Annotated in this window: 20 protein-coding genes; 11 read left to right on the top strand and 9 right to left on the bottom strand. The window is 65.9% G+C overall.

The genetic code is table 11. The annotated features are described in order from the left end of the window. Window positions 1-17: 17 nt before the first annotated feature. The 4 genes from EYZ64_RS10990 to EYZ64_RS10975 form a co-directional block, all read right to left on the bottom strand. Complete coding sequence (locus EYZ64_RS10990) at window positions 18-1634, bottom strand: flavin-containing monooxygenase (protein WP_135453467.1); 1617 nt, start codon at window positions 1632-1634, stop codon at window positions 18-20. Further along, window positions 1631-2650: an NAD-dependent epimerase/dehydratase family protein gene (locus EYZ64_RS10985; RefSeq protein ID WP_135453466.1), complete on the bottom strand. Its 1020-nt coding sequence runs from the start codon at window positions 2648-2650 to the stop codon at window positions 1631-1633. The genes EYZ64_RS10990 and EYZ64_RS10985 overlap by 4 nt, the downstream gene beginning before the upstream one ends. Window positions 2651-2836: 186 nt before the next feature. Next, on the bottom strand, window positions 2837-3271 hold the full coding sequence (locus EYZ64_RS10980; protein ID WP_135453465.1) for a nuclear transport factor 2 family protein: 435 nt from the start codon (window positions 3269-3271) through the stop codon (window positions 2837-2839). Window positions 3272-3347: 76 nt separating this feature from the next. Then, the gene (locus tag EYZ64_RS10975) at window positions 3348-4553 is read right to left on the bottom strand and encodes a cytochrome P450 (protein ID WP_135453464.1); all 1206 of its coding nucleotides are present in this window, start codon (window positions 4551-4553) and stop codon (window positions 3348-3350) included. Window positions 4554-4828: 275 nt separating this feature from the next. Between EYZ64_RS10975 and EYZ64_RS10970 the strand changes: the two genes are divergently transcribed. The 3 genes from EYZ64_RS10970 to EYZ64_RS10960 are packed head-to-tail and all read left to right on the top strand — an operon-like array spanning window position 4829 to window position 8134. Beyond that, window positions 4829-5845 carry a Rieske 2Fe-2S domain-containing protein gene (locus EYZ64_RS10970; RefSeq protein WP_135453463.1) on the top strand — a complete coding sequence of 339 codons (1017 nt, stop codon included), beginning with the start codon at window positions 4829-4831 and terminating at the stop codon, window positions 5843-5845. Beyond that, complete coding sequence (locus tag EYZ64_RS10965) at window positions 5842-6459, top strand: cysteine hydrolase family protein (RefSeq protein WP_167857781.1); 618 nt, start codon at window positions 5842-5844, stop codon at window positions 6457-6459. Before EYZ64_RS10970 ends, EYZ64_RS10965 begins: the two co-directional genes overlap by 4 nt. 19 nt (window positions 6460-6478) lie before the next feature. Then, window positions 6479-8134, top strand: a complete 1656-nt coding sequence (locus EYZ64_RS10960) for an acyl-CoA synthetase (RefSeq protein WP_135453462.1) — start codon at window positions 6479-6481, stop codon at window positions 8132-8134. Here the strand turns inward: EYZ64_RS10960 and EYZ64_RS10955 are convergent. Further along, a complete protein-coding gene (locus EYZ64_RS10955; protein WP_135453461.1) occupies window positions 8118-9605 on the bottom strand; it encodes an aldehyde dehydrogenase family protein in 1488 nt (495 codons plus the stop codon). The two genes, EYZ64_RS10960 and EYZ64_RS10955, sit on opposite strands and share 17 nt — an antisense overlap. A gap of 161 nt (window positions 9606-9766) precedes the next feature. Here EYZ64_RS10955 and EYZ64_RS10950 point away from each other — a divergent pair, with 161 nt between their 5' ends. From EYZ64_RS10950 to EYZ64_RS10940, 3 genes are all read left to right on the top strand, one after another. Then, window positions 9767-10552 (top strand): SDR family oxidoreductase, encoded by a 786-nt coding sequence (locus EYZ64_RS10950; protein ID WP_135453460.1) that lies wholly within the window; start codon window positions 9767-9769, stop codon window positions 10550-10552. Between the two features lie 89 nt (window positions 10553-10641). Next, entirely contained in the window at window positions 10642-11862 is a 1221-nt protein-coding gene (locus EYZ64_RS10945) for a cytochrome P450 (RefSeq protein WP_135453459.1), read from the top strand. Window positions 11863-11873: 11 nt separating this feature from the next. Beyond that, window positions 11874-12566: a TetR/AcrR family transcriptional regulator gene (locus EYZ64_RS10940; protein ID WP_135453458.1), complete on the top strand. Its 693-nt coding sequence runs from the start codon at window positions 11874-11876 to the stop codon at window positions 12564-12566. Here the strand turns inward: EYZ64_RS10940 and EYZ64_RS32645 are convergent. Continuing rightward, window positions 12558-12899 (bottom strand): winged helix-turn-helix transcriptional regulator, encoded by a 342-nt coding sequence (locus EYZ64_RS32645; protein ID WP_135453457.1) that lies wholly within the window; start codon window positions 12897-12899, stop codon window positions 12558-12560. The two genes, EYZ64_RS10940 and EYZ64_RS32645, sit on opposite strands and share 9 nt — an antisense overlap. A 92-nt stretch (window positions 12900-12991) precedes the next feature. On the opposite strand from EYZ64_RS32645, the gene EYZ64_RS10930 reads away from it, so the two are divergent. Continuing rightward, window positions 12992-13636, top strand: coding sequence for an NADPH-dependent F420 reductase (locus tag EYZ64_RS10930; protein ID WP_210115495.1), 645 nt, complete (start codon window positions 12992-12994; stop codon window positions 13634-13636). On the opposite strand, the gene EYZ64_RS10925 is transcribed toward EYZ64_RS10930, so the two are convergent. After that, window positions 13630-15165, bottom strand: coding sequence for an aldehyde dehydrogenase family protein (locus EYZ64_RS10925; protein ID WP_135453456.1), 1536 nt, complete (start codon window positions 15163-15165; stop codon window positions 13630-13632). The genes EYZ64_RS10930 and EYZ64_RS10925 overlap by 7 nt on opposite strands. 103 nt (window positions 15166-15268) lie before the next feature. Beyond that, entirely contained in the window at window positions 15269-17491 is a 2223-nt protein-coding gene (locus tag EYZ64_RS10920; protein ID WP_502702951.1) for a molybdopterin-containing oxidoreductase family protein, read from the bottom strand. 29 nt (window positions 17492-17520) lie between these two features. Here EYZ64_RS10920 and EYZ64_RS10915 point away from each other — a divergent pair, with 29 nt between their 5' ends. Together EYZ64_RS10915 and EYZ64_RS10910 are read left to right on the top strand one after the other, a co-directional pair. After that, window positions 17521-18639 (top strand): nitroreductase family protein, encoded by a 1119-nt coding sequence (locus EYZ64_RS10915; RefSeq protein ID WP_286174759.1) that lies wholly within the window; start codon window positions 17521-17523, stop codon window positions 18637-18639. An 80-nt stretch (window positions 18640-18719) separates the two neighbouring features. Beyond that, entirely contained in the window at window positions 18720-20519 is a 1800-nt protein-coding gene (locus EYZ64_RS10910; protein ID WP_450072912.1) for a putative bifunctional diguanylate cyclase/phosphodiesterase, read from the top strand. Here EYZ64_RS10910 and EYZ64_RS10905 read toward each other — a convergent pair. Next, window positions 20499-21377: a hypothetical protein gene (locus EYZ64_RS10905; protein WP_135453453.1), complete on the bottom strand. Its 879-nt coding sequence runs from the start codon at window positions 21375-21377 to the stop codon at window positions 20499-20501. The two genes, EYZ64_RS10910 and EYZ64_RS10905, sit on opposite strands and share 21 nt — an antisense overlap. Window positions 21378-21749: 372 nt before the next feature. Here EYZ64_RS10905 and EYZ64_RS10900 point away from each other — a divergent pair, with 372 nt between their 5' ends. Then, complete coding sequence (locus EYZ64_RS10900; RefSeq protein WP_135453452.1) at window positions 21750-22460, top strand: TetR family transcriptional regulator; 711 nt, start codon at window positions 21750-21752, stop codon at window positions 22458-22460. 1 nt (window position 22461) lies between these two features. After that, window positions 22462-23115 carry a ScbR family autoregulator-binding transcription factor gene (locus EYZ64_RS10895; RefSeq protein ID WP_135453451.1) on the top strand — a complete coding sequence of 218 codons (654 nt, stop codon included), beginning with the start codon at window positions 22462-22464 and terminating at the stop codon, window positions 23113-23115. The last annotated feature ends 1 nt before the right edge of the window (window position 23116 follow it).

The following is a 23116-nucleotide window of genomic DNA, read 5'->3' as shown; positions in this document are numbered from 1 at the left end:
ACGCTATCCGGGTCGCCCTAAGCAATGATGAATCCCGGGTAGCCGTCAGCGGCGATCTCGTCACAGCGGCGACGGTACTCGGGTATGCCCGCGGTGTATCCGAGGTACATCCTCTTCTTGCCGGGCACATTGCCGCCGTTGTACCAGGAGTTGCAGCTCGGGTGCACCAACACAGTGGGCGCCACGAGCGCCGTGGTGTGCTCGACCCATTCGGCCTGCGCCTGCGGCGCAGCCTCGATACTCGAGTACCCACCGGCTCTCAGGTACGCGACGCAGTCCGCGATCCACTCGACGTGTTGCTCCAGGGCGGCCACGAAATTCGTTGCTGCCGAGGGACTTCCCGGTCCCTGAATCGTGAACAGATTCGGGAACCCGGCCACCGCCAAGCCCAGGTAGGACAGCGCACCTTCCTTGGACCAGTACTCCCCCAGCACCACTCCGTCCCGGCCCCGCACATCGATCCGGCTCAACGCGCCGGTCATGGCGTCGAACCCGGTCGCATACACGATCACGTCGAGGTCGAAATCGCCTTGCTCGGTGGAAATCCCGGTCGCCGTCACCTCACGGATGGCACCCTTGCGCAAGTCGACAAGGGTGACGTTGTCGCGGTTATATGTTTCGTAGTAGCCCTGGTCGATGATCGGCCGCTTGCAGGCAAACGGGTGGCTGGGCGTGAGCGACGCCGCCGTGTGCGGGTCGGTGACGATGCGGGCCACGGCTTGTCCGTACAGCTCGGTGGCCATCCGGTTGGCGTCGATGTCGAAGAAGACATCGCCCCAATTCAGTGCACCCATGACACCGCCTTCCTCGACGGCGCGCCGTTTCTCCTCGCGTGAGGCAGTTTTCACCGGCGGCCGCACGAGCATCTCGAGGAGCACCGAGAACGCACTGAGCCGCGCCGCCCCGACCGGATGTTCCCGCTGCGCAGCCCGGATGCTCGCGTAGTCAGCCTTGAGTGCGTCGAGTTCCCCGGGTTCGAAAGACCGGACCTGCCACGGCAGGGTGAACGCCGGGGACCGCTGGAATACCGTGAGGTGTTCGCACTGCCCGGCCACCACCGGGATCAGCTGCACACCGGTGGAGCCGGTACCGATCACCCCGACGCGCTTGCCGGTGAGGTCGACGCCCTCGCGCGGCCAGCGGCTGGTGAACAGCGACGTGCCGGCGAATCGGCACGTCCCGGGAATGTCGGGTTCCAGTGGCACCGACAGGATTCCGGTGGCGGCCACCACAAAAGGGGTGTGCAGTGTCTGACCGTCGGCGGTGGTGACGGCCCATTGAGAGGTGCCCTCGTCGAACGTCATCGTCACGACCTCGGAACCGAATGCGATATTACGGCGCAGGTCGAGTCGGTCGGCGACGAAGTTCAGATATGCCTCGATCTCGGGTTGCGCGGGCATCGTCTCGGTCCAGACCCACTCCTGCTGGATCTCATCGCTGAAGCTGTAGGAGTATTCGATGCTCTCAATGTCGCAGCGAGCACCCGGATACCGATTGACCAGCCAGGTGCCGCCGACGGCCTCGGCCTTCTCCAGAACCCGCACCCGCAGGCCCTGCTCCCGCAGCCGGTGCAGCGCGTACAAGCCGGAGAATCCCGCACCCACGACGATCGCATCGAAATCGGTATCGCTCACAAGTCGATGACCTTCTCGTTGCGGCTCTTGCGGTCGATGTAGAACTGCGCGGCCCGGCCGATCGATTCGGCGGTGGGTGCCGGTTTCCAGCCCAGATCGCGAGTGGCCTTGCCGTGGTCGGCCGGCGATGTCAGCCACATCAGCCGCGCGGCGGTGAGGTTCATCGGAAAATCGGTGCCGAACAACCGATTCGACATGCCGGCAAACCATCCGAAGACATACAACGGGGCCATCGGGATTCCGAATCGCGGTGGTCGCGCGCCCACTGCCTCCGCGGCGGTGGTGAACATCTCCCGCTGAGACATATAGCCCTCGGACACGATGTAGCGTTCACCGATCCGGCCGTGCTCGGCGGCCCGGATGAGCGCATCGGCTGCGTCGTCTATCCCAACCACCTCCGAGCCGACGCCGCGCACATACACGGGCAACTTGCCGAACGCAGCCATCGCGACGAGCGCACCCTGTCTCGGCTGCCAGTCCGGCGGTCCGTACGGGTTGGACACGCACATCGCCACAGCGGGCAGTCCGCGTTCCCTGGCGTAGGACAGCACCAGACGTTCGGCCTGGCGTCGGGATTCGATGTACGGCCCGCCCTTGCCGGCCCAGTTGAACGGGGTGTCCTCATCGACGGTCGCGCCGTCGTCACCGACGGCGATCGTCCCGATGGTGCTGAGAAAGACGAACCGCTGCAGGTCGGCATTCGCCGCGACGTCGAGGACATTCCGCAGGCCCTCGACGTTGGTGGAGAACAGTGGTGCCGGGTCGGCCAGGTGGGCGCGGGTGTCGACGACGCAATAGAACACCACGTCCCGGCCGGCCATCGCCGCCGCCACCGCATCGGTGTCGAAGATGTCGCCGTAACACCGTTCAACGTCGAGACAGTCGATGCCCTTGGTCGAACTACTCCGCCGCAGCAGCACCCGCACGTCGTCGCCCCGCTCGACGAGTTGACGGGTGACACAGGCTCCTACGTTTCCGCTTGCGCCCATGACGAGTACTTTTCGCCGGCGATCCATCGCTACTCCATCCCAGTTGACGACCAACGATGGATGTTACGGTAACGCTTTCAGTAGCGCCCGAAAACGATGAGATCGATGGATCTTGCCGCAAGACATGGCATCTCGGAATCACGTTCGTAGCGCTGCGGCGGTGAGCACCCTGATTTTTCGCCACAGCGCTACGCGCGCGGGCAGCTCAGCCGGCTAGGCCGTCTTGAACTTCAACAGGGTCCGGGTCAGGTGCAGGCTCGTGATCTGCCATGTCCCGTCGCGCTTTTCGTAAGTCTCGTGGTAATGACCGGCGCCGTGCAGCTCGCTGCCATCGGGGAAGTACAACATGTCCTCCATCGCCCAGATACCCGTCGCGGTGGTATCGGAGGTCAGCATGATCTCCGGAGTGTGACAGTGGTGCACCGTCGCCGCATTCTCGACACCGCCCCAGACCACCGGGAAAAACTCGTCGAAGCTGTTCAGCGGTGGGGCCGTCTGCGGATCGGCCCCACCGGTCGAGACAGCCATGTCGAGCTTCACCACAACGTCGTCGACGAACAACGCGCGCCAGGCATCGATGTCCTTGGTGTCCAGGAACCGGCAGTAACGGGCCTTCAGCTGCTTGATCGCTTCGATGTCGTCGGACAACGGGTCACCTCCTGGTCGACTACGGCGAACTATACGGTAAGCACCTCAGTTACGATGCCGGCCGCCGGTTGGCCACTCAGCCCAACACGCGCACCGGCACGTTGCTCCAGCCCGCGACGTTCTGCATGTTCACCCGCTTGCAGGCGTCGTAATCCACTTCGTAGCACGGCATGAAGTCCAGCATCTTGTCCAGTGCGATCACGCTTTCCAGACGCGCCAACGCCGCACCCAGGCAGCTGTGAATTCCGTAGCCCAGCCCGAGATTCTGCGCCTGCGATCGATCGCGGTCGATGTCGAACCGGTCCGGCTCGGTCCACGCTTCAGGATCCCGGTTGGCAGAACCGCCCACCAGGAACACCGGCTTGCCGGCCGGAATCGTCACCCCGTGCAATTCGACCTCGCGCATCGAGCGGCGCACGTTGTACTGCGCCGGCGCCTCGTAGCGCAGCAGTTCCTCGACCGCCGCCGGCACCTTGCTACGGTCCTCGAGCAGCTTCTGCCACTGGTCCGGAAACTGAGCAAAGACCACTGCCGCATTGCCGAGCAGCTTGGTCACCGTCTCGGCACCGGCACCGCCGAGCAGCGTGGCGAATTCGGTGATTTCGATGTTCGTCAGCGGGGACATCTCACCGTCGTCCCGTTCGATCTCGGATTCGATCAGCTTGCTTAGCAAGTCCTCGCCGAGATCCTCGCGACGCTTCTTGATCAGCCGGTAGTAATAGACGGCCATGTTGACGGCGGACTCCACCCCGGCCGCACTCATCTCGATCTGTCCCGCGTCCCGGTGAAGCAGGTCGTCGATCCACAGCCGCACCTGCTGGCGATCCTGGTCGGGGACGCCCTGCAGCGTGGTCATCACATCGACGGGAAAAAGGGCTGCGAAGTCCTGGACGAAGTCGAAACCTGCTGGGTCCACGGCCGAAAGGTGTTTGTCGACCAGTCCGTTCACCAAGTCCCGCTGGGACTGGATAGCGCGCGGCGTGAAGACCTTGTTGAGCAGACTGCGCATCCTCCGGTGTGCCGGCGGATCCATCGCGATGATCGAACCGTGCTCGGTGACATCACCTTTGCGAACTTGAGCGAGGTCGACGCCGTAGGCCGAGGAGTAGGTCTCGTAGTCCTTGAACGCCGCGGCGACATCCTCATGACGCGTCAGCGCGTAGAAGTCGTACTGCTCGCTGTAGTAGACCGGTGCATGCACGCGCATCTGGCGGTACATCTCGTAGGGACTGTTGAAGAAGTCCTCGGAGAACGGGTCGAACACCACCGTGGCCGCAGTCATCGATAATCCTCTTCCGACTCTGTGACGAGTCACGGTCCGCGACATAACCCCTGACCAGGTCACCCGTCCGGGCGGGGATCGGCCAGTCCTACTTTTTGTAAACGCTACCGTAAGCTATTCAGTATAATCAATAACGCGCCCACGAGCCCCCGCCCGACCGAATGCGCCCACACCGGTTCGCGACCGCGATTTGACCACTTTCTATGCGGTAACCGCTACTGTAATCTCTTCCGTACGTATTTTGTGAGAGCCGTGAAGCAGGGAGGCCGCTGGCCATGAAAGTGCCGTTCACCTGGAAGGTAACCGGCTGGTTCATGATCGGGTGGTCAGCTGAGTACGCGGTCGGTGAGGTGAAATCGCTCAAGTACTTCGGCGAGGATCTCGCCGCCTATCGCGACGAGTCCGGTGAGCTGCACGTACTGGAAGCGCACTGCAAGCACCTGGGCGCCCACATCGGCCACGGCGGCAAGGTCGTCGGCGACTGCGTCGAGTGCCCGTTCCACGGCTGGCGCTGGGGCCCCGAAGGCAACAACACCTACATCCCGTATCAGCCGGACAAGCCCAACCGCGGTCTGCGGCTGCGTTCCTACCCGGTCAAGGAGCAGTACGGCTGCATCTTCATGTGGTACCAGCCCGCCGGCTCGGAACCGCAGTGGGAACTGCCCGACATCTTTCACAAGTTCCCCCAGTTCGAAACCGATCCGGATGCGTACTACCGGCCTTACCCGGAGTTCTCCAGCCGGGCCGACGCAATCCCGGTCCACCCGCAGATCGTGGCCGAGAACGGCCCGGACAGTTCACATTTCCGCTACGTCCACGGCGCCACCGTGACGCCGGTGTGTCTGCACTGGGAGCACGTCGACGAGGAGTGGCGGTTCCTGACGGGCTGGCCCGACGCCCGCAGTGACGATCCGAACAAGATGGCACTGCGGATTCACAGCCACTTCTCCGGCCTCGGCTTCGCCATGAGCGCTTTCGAGGGCTCGTCCAACCACCGGTTGATCTTCGCCTGCACACCGGTCGACGACGAGGTGTCGGACATGTTCTATTCGATCTGGTGGCCCAAACTTGCGGGCGAGACGTCCGACATCCCGCCCGACGCGGTACGCAAGCAGGTCGAGAAGCAGTTCCTCAAAACCGTGTGGGAGGACTGCGACATCTGGCGCTACCAGAGGTACGTCGAGCATCCGCCGCTGGCCAAGATCGATGCGAAACCGTATATGGCCATGCGTAAGTGGGCGACCCAGTTCTACGAGGTCCCGCCCGTGGAGAACGCAGTCGCCGTCTCATGAGGCCCGACCTGGCCGAACTGGTCGCGCCCGAGCACACCGCGATCGTCACCCAGGAATGTCAGGGCGCCGTGGTCGGTCCCGACGCCGGGCTGGCCGCACTGGCCGACGAGGCCCGCCGGGAAGCGCTGCCCAATATCGCCAGGCTCCTGCCGGCAGCGCGGGCCGCCTCGACCAGGGTGGTGCATTGTCTGGTGCAGCGACGCCCGGACGGACTGGGTTCCAACCACAACGCCAAGATCTTCGCCATCGGCCGCAATGACGTCGGCATCCTTCCCGGCAGCGCCGGCGCCACGCTGCTACCCGAATTCGGCCCGGAGCCAGACGATCTCGTGCTGTCCCGCTGGCATGGTCTGGGGCCGATGGGCGGCACCGACCTGGACGCGATCCTGCGCAACCTCGGGGTGCGCACCATCGTGGCTGTCGGCGTCTCGGTGAACATCGCGATCACCAACCTGGTGATGGACGCGGTCAACGCCGGGTACCGGGTGGCGCTGCCCCGCGACGCAGTAGCCGGTATTCCGACGGCCTACTCCGACGCGGTCATCGACAACACACTGTCCTTGCTCGCCACCATCACCACCACCGACAACCTGCTGCACGCCTGGCAGCGCTGACCGCCCAAGAGGAGCACTCGTGCAGTTCACCGTTCCGGCTGTCGCTGAGGCCGTCGCCACCGCCCTCGGAGACCGCCCACTGATCGTCCAGGGCGACCGCCGCTTTACCTACCGCCAGATCGTGGACCGGTCGAATCGGCTGGCGGCGTACCTGCATTCGCGCGGGCTGGGTGCACGGACCGAACGCAGTCAGCTGGCCGGCCACGAGGTGGGTCAGGACCTGCTCGGCATCTACGCCTACAACGGCCCCGAGTTCGTCGAATCCCTGCTCGGCTCCTTCCGCGCCCGCGTCGCCCCGTTCAACGTCAACTACCGCTACGTCAAGAACGAATTGCAGTATCTGCTGGCCGATTCCGGCGCCTCTGCGCTCGTGTACCACGCCGCGTTCGCACCGCGGGTCGCCGAGATTCTCGGAGATCTGCCGGCACTCCGGGTTCTGATCCAGATCGCTGACGATTCTGGCAATGAACTGCTCTACGGCGCAGTGGATTATGAGTCGATCGCCGGCTCCCCGACGCTGACGGCACCCGCGGTTGAGCCCAGCCCCGACGACCTCTACGTGCTATACACGGGCGGTACCACCGGCATGCCCAAGGGGGTGTTGTGGCGGCAGCACGACATCTTCATGACCGCGTTCGGCGGCCGCAACATGGTGACCGGCGAGAAGGCGCAGTCCGTCGAGGAGATCGTGGGGCGTGCGGTCGACAACCCGGGCACGAAGCTGCTCATCCTCCCGCCCCTGATTCACGGCGCCGCCCAATGGGGTGCGATGACGGCGCTGACGACCGGCCAGACTGTCGTATTCCCCAGTGTGGTTGACCGTTTCGATGCTGATGACGTGGTCCGCACCATCGAACGCGAGCGGGTGCTGGTGGCCACGGTGGTGGGTGACGCCATGGCGCGTCCCCTCCTTGATGCGATCAAGACCGGCCTGCGGGACGGCACGGTGGATGTGTCCTCCCTGTCTGTCGTGGCCAACGGTGGGGCGCAATTGACCCCGTACGTCAAACAACAACTCATCGACGCCAAGTCCAACCTCATCGTTGTCGACGGGGTGGGGTCATCGGAGACCGGCGCTCAGATGAGCCACATGTCGGCCCCGGGTGCGGTGTCGACAGGAACCTTCAACGCCGGACCCGATACCTGCGTGGTTGCCGAGGATTTCACCGCGGTCTTGTCTGCGGGCCACGACGGGCTCGGCTGGCTGGCACAGCGCGGGTTCGTGCCGCTGGGATACAAGGGCGACGCCACCAAGACGGCGGCGACCTTCCCCGTCATCGACGGCGTGCGCTATGCGACACCCGGTGACCGCGCCCGCCATCTCGACAGCGGCGCGATCGAGTTGCTCGGCCGTGACTCGGCGACGATCAATTCCGGTGGGGAGAAGATCTTCGCCGAGGAGGTCGAATCCGCGATCGCCTCACATCCGGCGGTGCGGGATGTGGTGGTCACCGGCCGGCCCAGTGAACGCTGGGGCCAGGAAGTGGTGGCTATCGTCGCGCTGGCCGATGGCGCCTCAGCGGAAGCCGAAGAGCTCATCCGGCACGCCGAATCCTCCGTCGCCCGCTACAAGCTGCCCAAGGCCGTGGTGTTTCGCCCGGTCATCGAGCGCAGCCCGGCCGGCAAGGCTGACTACCGATGGGCCCGCGAGCAGGCGGTCAGCGAAACTTCTTGAGCCGGGCGGCGGTTCGGCTCCGGGCCCGCCGCAGCGCGAGGTCGGTGGTGACCCGCATCGACGCGGTGAACGGCCTGGCCGCCTGGCTGGTGACGCTGAACGGCAGGTCACTGCCCACCACGGAGCGGTGGTGACTGAACGTATCGAAGCCGGCCTTGCCGTGGTAGGCGCCGGTCCCGCTGCGCCCGACGCCACCGAACGGGGCGTCCGACGGAATCATGTGCGCGGCAAAGTCATTGCGGGCCACCCCGCCACTACGGGTGTGGCTGACGAAGTTCCGGAAGTCGGCGTCGTCGGGGCCGAACCAGTACGCCACCAACGGTGACGGATTGGCGTTGATGTGGTCGATGGCCTCGGTGAGCGCGGAGTAGCCGCGGACCACCAGCACCGGTCCGAACACCTCCTCGCCCGCGATCCGCATCCGGTCGTCGACGCCACGCACGATGGTCGGGGCGATCTTGCGCGAGCCCGGATCGGGCAGCACCTCCCCCGCCGGCACGACGGAGTCGATGCGAGCCCCATGGGCGCGGGCGTCGGCGATCAGGCCGACCACCCGGTCGAAGTTGGCCTCGTTCACCGAGGAGCAGTAATCGGGATTGTCGACGATGGTGGGAAACAGATTGGTCAATGTCTTGCGCGCCACCGTGACGAACCGGTCCACCTGAGCATCGGGGACGAAGACGTAGTCGGGACAGACACAGACCTGCCCACCATTGACCATGCGCGCCTGGGCGATTCGGCTCGCCGCCCGTTCGATGTCGGCCCCAGGGGAAACCACCACCGGATTCTTGCCGCCCAGCTCCAACGTCACCGGAACCAGGTTTTCCGACGCCGCGCGGGCTACCAGCGCACCGATCGAGGGCGAGCCGGTGAAGAACAGGTGGTCGAACGGCAGGCCGGCGAACTCGGCAGCCGCATCCGGACCGCCGGTCACGACCTGTAATTCAGTGGCGTCGAAATACTTCGGCGCGGTCGCCGCCATCAACTCCGCGGTGCGCAGGGTGACCTCGGACATCTTGATCATCACCCGGTTACCCGCTGCGAATGCCGCTGCCGCGGGTAGCACCGTCAGCTGGATCGGGAAGTTCCACGGACCGATCACCCCGACCACGCCCAGCGGGCTCGGCAGCACCTCGGCGCGCAGGCCCGCGAATCGCGCGGCCCGCATCAGCTTCGTGGCGCGCATCCATTGCGGGATATGCGACCTGGTGTGCTCGATGACGGAGAGCATGCCCATGATCTCGGAGAGGAATGCCGCCGACCGCGACCGCGATCCGTAGTCGGCCGCGGTGGCGGCGACGAACTCCTCGGAGTTGTCCAGGACCATGGCCAACAGCCGATCAATGCGGTTGCGGCGCAGCGCGACATCGGGCGGGCCGTCGGCGATGAAGGACCTGCGCTGGGCAGCCAGCAGCTCATCCAGACCGTCGCGCTGCGGCCGCACCGCCGCACGCTCCTCGATCGCGCTCATCGAATCCGTCTCCTCGCCAGGCACAGGACATTTCACTTCCGGAGATCTGTCCCGGGGAGGCTAACGGTAGCACTGCCCACGCAGGTCGTAGGCAATTGTCCAGGCGGACGGATTTGTTTACAGTGATGCTTACTGTCGTTCATTCAGTGAGAGGTCGGCGCATGTCGGAAACCGCACGCAGAATCGTCGTCGTCGGAGCCGGATCCGGGATCGGCGCAGCCACCGCGGCGCATTTCCACGAACGCGGCGACCACGTGCTCGCCGTCGATGTGCGCGCCAGTGAGACGCCGGCGTCGGAGCACGCCACCTGCGACCTACGGGACGCGGGTGACATCGCCCGGCTGTTGAGCGAGATCGGGGACGGCTGGGACATGCTCGCGCACGTCGCGGGGGTTCCGGGCACCGCACCTGCGGCCGACGTCCTCAAGGTCAACTATCTCGGGATGCGGCTCATGGCCGAGGGCATGTTGCCGCTGCTCCGCCACGGCGGCTCGATCGTCACGGTGGCGTCCACCGCTGCCCTGGGCTGGCAACAACGCCTCGATATCCTCGAAGGGCTGCTCGAGCTCACCGATGGAGACGCGGTGGTGCAATGGCAGGCCGGACAAGATCCGGATTTCCCGGTGTATACCACCTCCAAGCAAGCCGCAATCCTGTTCGTCAAGCGGGTGGCCGGGCCCGCCTGGACCAAGTACGGGGTACGCGTCAACACCGTCAGCCCGGGCCCCGTCGAGACGCCGATCCTGACCGATTTCGAACAGACCATGGGCAAGGACGTCCTCGACCTGGTGCGGGCCACGGTGGGCCGGCACGCCACCGTGGACGACGTGGTTCCACTGATCGCCTTCCTGGCCTCCCCCGAGTCGCGCTGGATCAACGGTCAGGACATCCAGGTCGACGCAGGCTTCATCGCCTCGATGACCAATGGAGCCCCGATCCCCCTCTGACCACCCAGAACCGCACAGATTCCACTACTGTAAGATTTACAGTAATATGCATCAGCATCGTGGATCCGTTGCGGACGGTGGGGTGGGCTGTGGAGAGTGAAGTGCGGGATCTGACCGCTGATGAGTCGGTCGACGACACAGCCACCCTGCTGCGCGACCCGTACCCGATCTTCGCGCGGCACCGCGCCCGGCACGGGGTCTTCCGCGGCTCGGTGATGGACTGGTCCAAGACACCGGAATCGCTACTGCCAGAACACCAATTCGCCGCGGTGTCCTTCGACGCGGTCAACACCGTGTTCCGCGACGGCAAGTCGTTCAACTCGAAGATCTACGACAACACCATCGGGCTGTTCATCGGGCCCACCATCCTGGCCATGGACGGCAAGACCCACCGCGACCACCGCAACCTCGTCTCGGCCGCCTTCAAGTCACGCTCGCTGCAGCGCTGGGAACCCGAGATCGTCGGCCCGATCTGCGAGGCCCTGGTCGACGAGTTCATCGAAGCCGGTACCGCCGATCTGGTGCGCGACTTCACCTTCGAATTCCCCACCCGGGTGATCTCCAAGCTGCTCGGCCTGCCTGAGGAGGACCTGCCCTGGTTCCGGCAACGGGCCGTCGAACTGATCAGCTACACGGTGAAGTACAAACGCGCCTTCGAGGCATCTGCGGCGTTGAAAGACTATTTCCTCGGCCAGATCGACCTGCGCCGCTCCCGCCCCACCGACGACATCATCGGCGACCTCGTCACCGCCGAGATCGACGGGGAGAAGCTGACCGACGAGGCCATCTATTCGTTCCTGCGGTTGCTCTTGCCGGCCGGGCTGGAGACCACCTACCGGTCCTCGGGCAATCTGATCTACCTGCTGCTCACCCACCCTGATCAGTTCGCCGCGGTACAGGCCGACCATGAGCTGGTCGGCCAGGCCATCGAAGAGGCCTTGCGCTACGAAACGCCACTCACCACCGTGCAACGCTCGGCCACCCGGGACACCGAGCTTGACGGTGTGGCGCTGCCGGCCGGCGCGGTGATCGACGTCTGCATGGGGTCGGCCAACCGCGACGAGAACCGCTGGGAACGGCCCGAGGAATTCGACATCTTCCGGAAACGGTTACCGCACATCACCTTTGCCGCCGGCGAGCACACCTGCATGGGGCTGCACCTGGCCCGGATGGAAACCCGGGTGGCAATGGAGAGCCTGCTCGGCCGGGTACGCAACCTTGAACTGGTCACCGAGGACGACCCGCACATCTTCGGTCAGCCGTTCCGCTCCCCCACCGCCATACCCGTCACGTTCGACCCGATCCGCTGAAGGACGATGCAATGGTCAGGCCCGCGAACACCAGCGGTCGCCAGCGCCGCGAACGCGGGTCGATCAGCGTCGACGAAATCCTGCGCGGCGCATTTGAAATCGCCGACGAGGTGTCGATCGACAACCTCAGCATGCCGCAGCTGGCCCGTCATCTCGATGTCGGCGTCACGAGCATCTACTGGTATTTTCGCCGCAAAGATCAGCTGCTCGACGCGATGACCGAGCGCGTCCTGCGCGATTATGACCTCAGTGTGCTGTCCATCGACGCCGCCACCTGGCGCGAGTCCCTGCGCGCCCATGCCCACCGCATGCGCGCGATGTTCACCGAGAACCCGATCATGTGCGACCTCATCCTCATTCGCGGGACCCGGGGCGTACCGGCGGCCCGCACCGCGTTGGAGAAGATCGAGCAGCCGGTGGCCGCACTGGTGGCGGCCGGACTCACTGCCAAACAGGCCTTCGACACCTATACGGCCATCTCCGTGCTGGTACGCAGTTCCGCTGTGCTACAGCGCTTGCAGAGCCGCACCGCCGAGGACCAGTTCCCCCGCGAGTACTGGGAACAGGTACTCGACGCCGACGCGATGCCACTGATCGCGTCGATCCCCGGGCGTGGCTACCGAATCGGCATGGCCGACGACGGCAACTTCGACCACATCCTCGACAGCATCCTCGACCGGGGCGAGGCGTTCTTGTCACGCTGACAGCTCGGCCTGATTCTCCGCCGCCCACCGGGCGAGGTGTGCCAGCGGCCCACATGCGAATGAAGTGCCCAACTCGGTGAGTTCGTAAACGGCTGCCTCGCATCGTGAATCGTCAACCGTCCGCGCAACCAGGCCACGTGACTTCAAACGGCGCAGCGATTCGGTCAGAACCTTGTCGCTGATGCCGGAGATTCGGTGCAGCAGGAGGCTGCGGCGGGTTGGGCCGAGTCGCAGTGCGGACAGGACGACCGGGTCCCAAGTGTGGTTGATGAGTGCGACAGCAGCACGTACGTGACAGTCCGAAACAAACGACTGGCAATTCCCGTCGATCACCGGGCCAGTATCCCACTGCGCAGCACACCGATCGGTAGGAACCGGCCCTCTAGCGTCGCCACGACGACAACTACTCGGCGAAGGAGAGAAACGTGGTCATCGGACTTTTGGGTACCGGGAACCTGGCGGTCGCACTCGGAAAGGCGTGGGCCGGCACCGGGCATGCCATTGTGGTCACGGGACGTAACCCCAACCATACGAACGCCGCGGCAACGCAGATCGGCCCCGCGGCAAGGCCCGTCGCCCCCTCCGACCTGGCCGGCCTGGCCGACGTCATCGTGGTCGCGATCGCCTGGGACGGGTTGGCAGACGCACTGACGCTCGTCGGCGGCCCGACCGCGGCGTTGTCGGGTAAAACCGTCGTCGACTGCACCAATCCGGTGGATTACCGCAGCGGACGCCTGCATCCGGAATCCGGGTCAGCTGCCGAACTGGTCGCCCAGCTTGCCGTCGGCGCCCACGTGGTCAAAGCGCTGCATCTGTTCGCGGGCGTCTCATGGCCTTTCACCGGGGAACGAAGCATGTCTCCCGTGGTCGCAATCTGTGGTGACGACGCCACCGCGTTGCGGGAGAGCGAGACGTTGATCGCCGATCTGGGGGCGCGCACGGCGATTCTCGGCGGACTCGATGCTGCCCGGCAGGCCGAAGAAGCCGCGGCATTCGTGATGCGCGTCGTGGCGGCCGGAGCAAACCCGCGCCTGACGGTTCCGGATGTGGACAGCCCCGTCGGTCATTGACGGGGCAGCCGCCAGCCGATCGTCTTGGTCTCGGTGTACTGCGCGAACCCCTCTATGCCGCACTGCCTTCCGACACCGCTGTTCTTGTATCCGCCGAAGGGTGCATCGGCTCCGTAGTACATGCCACCGTTCACGCCGATGGCCCCGGTGCGGATGCGCCGCGCGATGCCCATCGCCCGCTCGGACGATGCCGACAGCACCGCTCCTGCCAAGCCGAATGCGCTGTCGTTGGCGATCCGCACCGCCTCGTCGTCATCGTCGAACGGGATCATCACCAACACGGGTCCGAACACCTCGTCCTGCACGATGGACGATCCCGGATCGGCCCCGACGATGACGGTGGGTGCGACGAAGTGCCCGTCGCGCAGATGATCGGCCAACCCGGCGACCTCACCACCGCCCACCACGATGTCGGCGCCGTCGCGGCGGGCGCCGGCGATGGCACCGAGCACGCGCTGCTTCTGCGCCGCACTGATCAGCGGGCCAACCAGGGTGGTCGGCAGTGCGGGATCGCCGACGGGCACCGCACCGAACGCCATCGTCACATTGGCGACCGCCTCATCGAACAGGCTGCGGTGCACCAGCATCCGGGTATTGGCCGCACACGCCTGGCCGGCGTGCACACAGGCTCCGATCGCACTGGGGATGATGTGGCCGGGCTTCGCGTCGTCGAGCACGATCATCGCCGACTTGCCGCCGAGCTCCAGGAAAGTGCGCTTCATGGTGTCGGCGCCCACCCGCATCAGGTGCCCGCCGACGGCCGTCGACCCGGTGAACGACACCATGTCGACACGCGGGTCGGTGCCCAACTGCCCGGCCACCTCGTTGGACGGCGTGGGCACCACATTGACCACGCCGGGCGGCATATCGGTGCGCTCCGCGATCAAGCGGCCCAGCCGGGTGGCATTCCACGGCGTGTTCGGATCGGGTTTGAGCACTACGGTGTTGCCGGCGGCCAGCGCGGGCCCGAGCTTGTTGAGGATCACCTCGATGGGGAAATTCGACGGGGTGATCGCTGCGACCACACCGACCGCCTCCTTGACCACGGTGCGGGCGTTGCGCTCACCGAACAGCCCACCGCCGTCGAGCGTGCGTTCCCACTCGAACTCGTCGATCAGCCGGGCCGGGTACCGCAGCGCGTCGGCCAGCGGCCAGTCCAGCTGGGCATTCTCCGTCGTCATCACCGGGCACCCCACCTCGGCGATCAACTCCTCACGCAGGTCATCTTTTTCGGATTCGATCGCCTCCTGCAGTTGGGCCAGCACGCGCTGACGCAGCTCACGATTGGTGCTCCAGTCGGAATCGTCGAACGCGCACCGGGCCGCCCCGATCGCCCGATCCATGTCCTCGGGACCGGCGGCCGCGGTCTGCCCCAGAACCAGGCCCGTGGCAGGGCTGGGATTGTCGAATTCAGCACCGGACGCCGCGGCGACCAACGCACCGTCGATCAGCATGCGTTTCTCGGCCCGGGCGCCGGCGCGGGCGCCGATGTCCACACTGGTAGCGGCCTGGTCGACGACTTCGCTCACGCGCACAACTGTAACACTTACAGTAACGCACCCAATCGCCGAAACCGCATTCCAGCCGAGAAAGTTCGAGTACCGGCCTGCTGGAATACAGTTTCGCGGTAGGTCAGCAGGCTTCCACCTGCACTGGCACGCCCGTCAGCCAGGACATGCCGGCCAATGCCTCGACGTCGGCGGGATCACTCGACATCAGCTGGTTGACGTTGGCCCCGCCCGCCTGGTTGGCGATCCGCCAGCCACCACTCCCCTTGTGCCCCCAGCCGTGCGGTATCGCGACCGTGCCACGCACGATGTCGTCGGTGAGCGAGAGCGCAATGTCGATCTGACCGTAGGGCGAACGCACCCGCACCGCGTCGCCGTCCGCGAGGTGGCGCGCCGCAGCGTCCTCGGTATGCATGAGCGCTCGATGAATCCTCTTGCCGCGCATGAGCAACGGCGAATTGTGCAACCAGGAGTTCTCTGAGCGCGGTTCCCGCATGCCGATCATTCGCAGCGGGTAACCATCGGGCTCGGCACGCCGTGACAGCGCGGCGATCTCAGAAGCGATGTCTTCGTGCGCCAGCCGAACCCGCCCCTTCGGATACACCACGACCTCACCGAGCACGCCGGTACGGATGTTCGGTGCCACCACCACGCCGTGGGGATGCTGTTCGGCCAGGCGGCGGAACGTCAGCCCGCCCCGACGCAGCCCGAAACGGTCACCACCGTCGGCCATCCGGATCATTCCGTCGATCATCGGCCGCGGACTGAGCCTCTTCCCGCATCGCGCAGCCCGCGTGGCCGCCAGCCGAAGCGCAACGAAAACCGGTGTGCGCACCCGCATCCGGCTGATCAGGTCGACGACGATGTCCCATTCGGTGCGGGCCTGGCCTCGCGGTGCCACCACCGCGTCGGTGGCCTGACGGAATGGCGTGGCCTGGAACATCTGGAAGGTGACCGCGAAGTCGTCACGCTCGTACATCGTCGTCACGGGCAACACGTAGTCGCAATGTGCAGTGGTCTCGTTGACGTAGAGGTCCAGTCCGACCGAAAGGTCAGTCGATTCCATTGCTTCTTCTAGTTCCGCGCCGTTGGGGACCGACAGCACCGGGTTACCGGCGCCGATGAACATCGCCTTGACCTGCCGCCGGCCCGGTGTCGTGATCTCCTTGGCCATGAACGCCGCAGGCTCCGCCCCGATGACCAACGGCAGGTCACCGACCCGCGTCCGCTTGTTCCGGTAGCTACGCCGTAGCGAGGCGCCCATCGCGAGCGATCCCCATTTCTGGCCGGGGATTCCAAGGGTGCTGAACACGCTGCCGCCCGGGGTGTCCAGGTTGCCCGCAACGAGATTGACGGCATCGAGGAGGTAGGTCGTCAAGGTTCCGTTGCGTCCGACGCAGGTGCCGAGCCGGCCGTACACGGCGGCCCGTTCGGTGGCGGCGAGATCGTGGGCCAATGTGCGCACGGTGTCAGGGTCGATACCGGTGTGCCGTTGCGTGGCCTCCGGGCTGAACCGCGACGATTGCGCCTGCAGCCAGTCCAGCCCGTCAGCCTGGGACCGGGCCCGCGCACTGACGAGCCCCTCGGCGAACAGCACGTGCAGGATCGACAACAGCAGGTAGGAATCGGCATCCGGGACGATCCCAAGCCATTCGAACTGAGCGGCGGTCTCGCTGCGCCGCGGATCGACCACCACAACCCGCCCACCCCGCTTGACGATGTCGTGAATGCGGTCTTTGATCCGCGGCGCCGTAAGGAAACTGCCATGGGACACCACGGGATTCGCGCCGAGCATGACCAACAGATCAGTACGCATCAGGTCCGGAATGGGCACGGGGAACGGCGCGCCGTAGAGGAACTGGTTGGCCAGAAGCCTACTGCTGGTGTCCTGGGTGGAGGAGCTGAAGAAGTGGCTGTTGCCGCCGACGCCCTTGGCGAACGCCATCGCGGCGAACAGGTGCGAGTAGCTGAAGGCCGCCGGGTTTCCCATGTACCACGCGAAGGCGCCCGATCCGTGGCGGCGGTGAATCTCGGTGAGCCTGGCCGCGATGTCGTCGAGCGCCACATCCCAGCTCACCGGTGCGAAACCGTCCGCGGTGCGCTTCAACGGCGTGGTGACCCGATCGGGGTCGTTGACCACCTCGGTGAACGCGATGCCTTTCTGGCAGGCAAATCCGGCTGAAAGCGGGTGCTCCTTGTCCGGGCGCAGCGCGGTGAGCTTGCCGTCCTCGACCGTGGCGATCATGCCGCACAGCGGCTCGCAGATCCGGCAGAACGTCACCTTGAACTCAGCCTTGCCTTCGATCACTTGGACTACGTTACTGTAAGAGTTACAGTTGCTAGACATTTTTGGCCGACCACGGAGGAATCGGACGCATGCAGAAGGCCCTCGCGCCGGAGATCTCGACCTGGCCCGACGCCGAACCCCAGCTGATCGGCAGCCGCTGCACCGACTGCACGGCCACCACCGACGCGGCGACGCGCGCGCCCTCGGGCGGCAATGTCCAACCGTGGCACATCGAGGCGAGTGACGACCAGATCAACCTCCGGTTGGCGACGAAGTACACCACGGCCATGGACGTCGGGTACCGCGGCAGCGCAGTGGCGCTGGGGGCGGCCGCGTTCAACGCAAGGGTGGCCGCGGCCGCACACGGTCTGACCGGGCATGTGCAGTGGTCCCGCGGCGACGAGGGCACGCCCCTGTACGGGATCGCAGAATTCTCCGCTGGCAGCGCACCGGAGTTGGCTGAGCTCTACGAACCGATGCTGGCCAGAGAGACCAACCGACTCCGGGGCACGGCGACTCCGATCGCCGCCGACGTGCTCGACGGTCTGCGGGCCGCCGCCGCCAACGAGGGTGCCGAACTGACGATCCTCGACGACCGGACCGAGATCGAAAACGCCGCGCGCCTACTCGCCGAAGCGGACCGGATCCGCTATCTGACCCCGAACCTGCACCGGGAGATGATGTCGGAGCTGCGCTGGCCCGGTGATCCAGACCCCGATACCGGTATCGAAGTGACGACGCTCGGGTTGGACCCGGCCGACATGGTGGTGCTCGACATCCTGCGCCGGCCCGAGGTGATGGCGAAGTTGTCCGACTGGGACGCCGGCTCGGCTCTCGGCGACGACACCTACGAACGGGTCACCTCGAGCTCGGCGCTGGCTGTCGTCTCGGTTCGGGGCCGCCGGCTGACCGACTACGCGCAGGCCGGATCGGCCGTCGAAGCAGTCTGGGTGGGCGCCCAACGCCACGGGCTGGCGGTTCAACCGGTGTCGCCGGTGTTCCTCTACGCCCACGATGACCGGGACCGCAGTGCACTATCTCCTGGTCACGCCGACGCGCTACGCGACCTGCAGTACGCTTTTCGCAGGTTGACCAGCACCGAGCGCGACGAATCACAGGCGCTGGTGTTGAGGTTGTCCTACGCGCCGCGGCCGACCGTACGCAGCCGGCGCCGAGCCCGGACGGGTTCGACATCGCAGTACGGCTGAGTCACGTGCCGAGGTATACGCGGAGGTATCTGGTGCCAGGCAGCCTCGAACTGCTCGTCACATCGGTTGCCACACAACTGATGGCGGTCGACGCTGCGACCTCGGTCACGGTGAGCCAGCAGGTGCTGGCAGAGCTGGTCTCGTTCTTCGACGTGGACGTCAGCTTCCTGCGTCACAACGATCACGAGGCGCATGCGACGCGGTTGGTGGCCGAGTGGCCGGCGCGGCCGCCGGACGCCCTGACCGACCCGATCGCGGTGATCCACTTCGCCGATGCCGATCCGGTGTTCGCGATGGCCGAGCACCTCAAGGAACCGGCGGTGTTCCGTCCGGAGCCGGCCACCGACGACTACCAGCGCACGATCGAGGCGGGACGGCACATCCCCAGCACCTCGATGGCATGTGTGCCGTTGTTGTCCGGGGACATCACCACCGGCGTCCTGGGGTTCGTCAAATTCGGTGATCGCGAGTGGCTACCCGCGGAGCTCAACGCGCTCAAGGCGATTGCCTCGCTGTTCGCCCAGGTGCAGGCCCGCATCGAGGCCGAGGACCGGTTGCGTTATCTGGCCGATCATGACCACCTCACCGGACTGCACAATCGCAGGGCGCTCATGGCCCATCTGCAGGCCCGGTTGGCTCCGGGCCAACCCGGCCCGGTTGTGGTGATGTTCTTCGACCTGGACCGGCTCAAGGCGATCAACGACTATCTGGGTCATACCGCCGGTGACGCCTTCATCAGCATCCTGGCCGAGCGGTTGCAACGTGGTGACGACTCCCCCAAGCTCATCGCACGACTCGGCGGTGACGAGTTCGTCGTGGTCCCGGCCGCCTCGATGACGATCGAGGCGGCCACGGCACTGGCCTACCGACTCCAGTCGGTGCTGCGCGAGCGGGTGACCATCGATGGCGAGATGCTCACCCGTACCGTCAGCATCGGTCTGGCCCAAGGTATTCCGGGCCGCGACTCCACCTCCGATCTGCTCAACCGGGCCGACCACGCGGTGCTGACCGCGAAGAACTCCGGAGGCAACCGGGTCGCGGTGTTCTCCGATGAGATGGCGATGGAGATCGACTTCCGCAACGACATCGAGCTGCACCTGCAGAGCGTGATCGAGAGCGGCGCGCTGGTGTTGCACTACCTGCCCGAGATCGACATGCGGACCGGCGAGGTCCTGGCCGCCGAGGCTCTGGTGCGATGGCAGCACCCGACCCGGGGCCTGCTGTCCCCCGACTCGTTCATCGGCGTGGCCGAATCCATAAACCTGGCGGGCGAGTTGGGCCGGTGGGTACTGAGAACCGCGTGCGCCGAGTTCGCCCGGTGGCGGTCCAATGGCGTCGGCCGCAACATCGTGCTGCGGATCAACGTGTCGCCGGTGCAGTTGGTGACCGATGGATTCGTCGCGTCGGTGGCCGGCATCATGAACGAATTCCGCCTGCCCCGCGGATCGGTATGCCTGGAGATCACCGAGAGCATCGTCGTGCAGGACATCGAAACCACCCGCTCGACGCTGACCGGACTCCACAAGGTGGGCGTGCAGGTGGCCATTGACGACTTCGGCACCGGCTACAGCGCGTTGTCGCTGTTGAAATCGCTCCCCGTGGACACCCTCAAGATCGACCGCAGCTTCGTCGCCGGGCTCGGATCAGACCCGGGTGACCTGCCGATCGTGCGCGCGGTGATCGCTCTGGCCGGTGCCTTCGGCCTACAACTGGTGGCCGAAGGGGTGGAGACCGAACGGGCCGCGCTGACCCTGTTGCGGCACGGCTGCTATCGCGCACAGGGCTTCCTGCTGTCCAAGCCGATCCTCGGACATGAGATGGCCGCGTTACTGGCCAAAGGGCGGGTACCGGTGCACTTCTCAGCCGCGCCGCGCACGTGATCGGTACGACTCACGCGGTGAGTCGAGCACTCCTCCCGACCGGCAGTAGTCCGATCGTCCGGTGTCAGGCTCGAAGTCCAGCAACTCGACCCGACCGAATCTGCTGGCGCTGTAGCCGACCAGTCCTACCTGCAGGGGCTTTCCCGGCTCGATGAGCTGCCCGGCCACCGAGGCGCCGCCTGCAGCGCGTGGTTCCGTCGAGATTGCCACGCCATGGCGCGCCCGCAGGGCCAGCGGACCGTCGGCGGTGTCGAATACCGCCCCGACAACCTCGCCCTCCTCGAACACGACGCGCCGCAGCGTGCCGCCGTCCAGGGTTTGGATCTGCCGGTCGTGCACCTGCGCCGACAGCCAGTCAGCGAGCACCGACGCGGCGCCGGACTCGCTCTCGGCGTCCACCGTCCCGAGCACCTTGACCTGGATCTCCTCGCCGGCGCGGGTCTTCATCGAGGTCGTCCCCCGATCCGCCAACCGGGTGTAGAGCACCCCGTAGGGAGACGTCAGGCACCGCTGCGCCCATTCCTGCAGCCGAGCACCGTAGAACGGCGCGATCCGGCCGCGTCCGGAAACCGGGGCCCAGTCGCTGACCGGCCGGACGCTGGGGGCGGTGTCGTATTCGGCATCCTCGACAGGCGGCAGATCCGCCGCCAACTCGTCGAGATAGTCACGGGTCTCGGGATCCTCGATGCCCACGCCCAACCATGGGGCCTCGGGACTGGGCGTCACCGGTTGAGGGCTGCCGGCTACGCCTGGCCGCACGATTTGCACGTCGAGCCCGGCATCCGCTGCCGCGACCGCCGCCGCCAACGCCCCGACGCCCGAGCCGTAGCAAACGACGTCGACTTCGTCATCCCACATCGGCTAGCGACACTCCGAACGTACCGCGCGGTGCCACATCAAGATCGAATCGTCTTGGTAGACACCGGGAGATGGGGTCGCCATGGCCCGCACCGGGATTCGAGGGGGATTGCCGGTGCAGGCCATGGCAACGCTTCCAGGATAGCCCTTGGCTACTGTCGACCGCCAAAAGGGGGCGCTCATCACAGCGCCCGCGGCCGTGGCGTGCGCCACCGCCGGGCGGGCAACCCGTGACGAACCAAGAGTTATCACGCTAAGCACGATACATACCTTTAGAATGTAATGCACGTACGGCGAAGACTTTGAGTCTGCTGGTGGTGATGGCGAAATCAGACAGCGCCACCGGCCGCTCAGAGTCAGGAAGGCCCCGAGGTGACTGAGCAGCTCGACCGGCGAGCAGAGCTGACCCGCCTCCAGATCCTGCAGGCGGCAGCGCGGCAGTTCGCCCACACGCCCTACAGCCTGGTCAGCCTCGACGACATCCTGGCCGACGCCAATGTCACGAAGGGCGCCCTGTACTTCCACTTCCGGTCCAAGCACGCGCTGGCAGTCTCGATCGTCGAGCACCGGTCCGCACGGGGCAACAAGTCCGTCGAAGACGTCCTGGCCCGCAATCTGTCCGGAGCTGAGACGTTGATCGACCTCTCTTGCCTGGTCGCCGCGGAAGACATCGGTGATCCGATGGCCCGGGCAGCCCTGAACCTGGTCGAATCCATCGGCCGGACGGACGGCCTGGGGCCGCGGGTGATCGACGAATGGGTACAGGGTTTCGCCGGGATCGCCAAACGCGCCATCGGTGAGGGTGATTTCACCGCCGACAGCGACCCGGAAGCGGTCGCCCGGTTGTTGGTGTCGATCTACCTGGGTGTGCGCCAGACGAGTGACCTCGACGATCCCCCGCGGTTCCTCACCGACCTCGAGCACAGCTGGCGGCTGGCGCTACCCGGGTTCGTCGAGCCGGAGCGGCTCGCCTACCTCAGGCAGTTCATCCGGCGTCGCACCGCGGTGGGCGCCAAGAAGGTCGTGGCCCTGCGCCCCCACGCACCGGACGGCGCCTCCAACCCAGCCGTCGGGCCGGCCTGACATGGCACGCCAGGCTCGATCGGAGCTGACCCGGCAGAAGATCATCACCGCCGCGGTCGACCTGTTCAGCGAGCACGGCTATCCGGCGACCGGGCTCGGCGACATCATCGCGCGGGCCGAGATGACCAAGGGCGCGCTCTACTACCACTTCGACTCGAAGGAATCACTGGCCGAGGCGATCATCAGCGACGGCGGCACCGCGATGCTGGCCGCGTTCCGCGTCATCGCCGAATCCTCATCACCGGCTTTGGAGAACACCATCCACGGATTGTTCGTGGTGGCCGATTTCGCCCGCTCGGACAAGGTGGCGCAGATCGGGATGCAACTGCTGCGAACGTTCAGCGGCATCAATGCCGCCGCCACCGACGTGTACATGAGCTGGCTCGATGAGCTCAGGAAGCAGTTGATCCAGGCGGCCGACGAAGGCGACCTACGGGAAAGCCTGGACATCGCGGGCGCCGCCGAGGTGATCCTGGGGTCCATGCTGGGCGCCGAGGCTCTGTCGCGCGCGAACGCAACCGACACCGACTTGCGCGAACGGGTGGTCCACACCTGGGATCTTCTGCTCCCCGCGATCGTCAGCCGGGAATCGCTGGACTACTTCCACGAGTTCCTGGCCCGCGAATCGCTGCGCCGGACGCAGGCTGCCGGCTGAC

Origin of the sequence: Mycobacterium sp. DL99 (assembly GCF_004762045.1) — a bacterium.
In the GTDB taxonomy this organism is placed as follows: Bacteria; Actinomycetota; Actinomycetes; order Mycobacteriales; family Mycobacteriaceae; genus Mycobacterium.
Note: the sequence above shows the minus strand (reverse complement) of the source record. Positions and strands in the feature narration are given on the sequence as shown.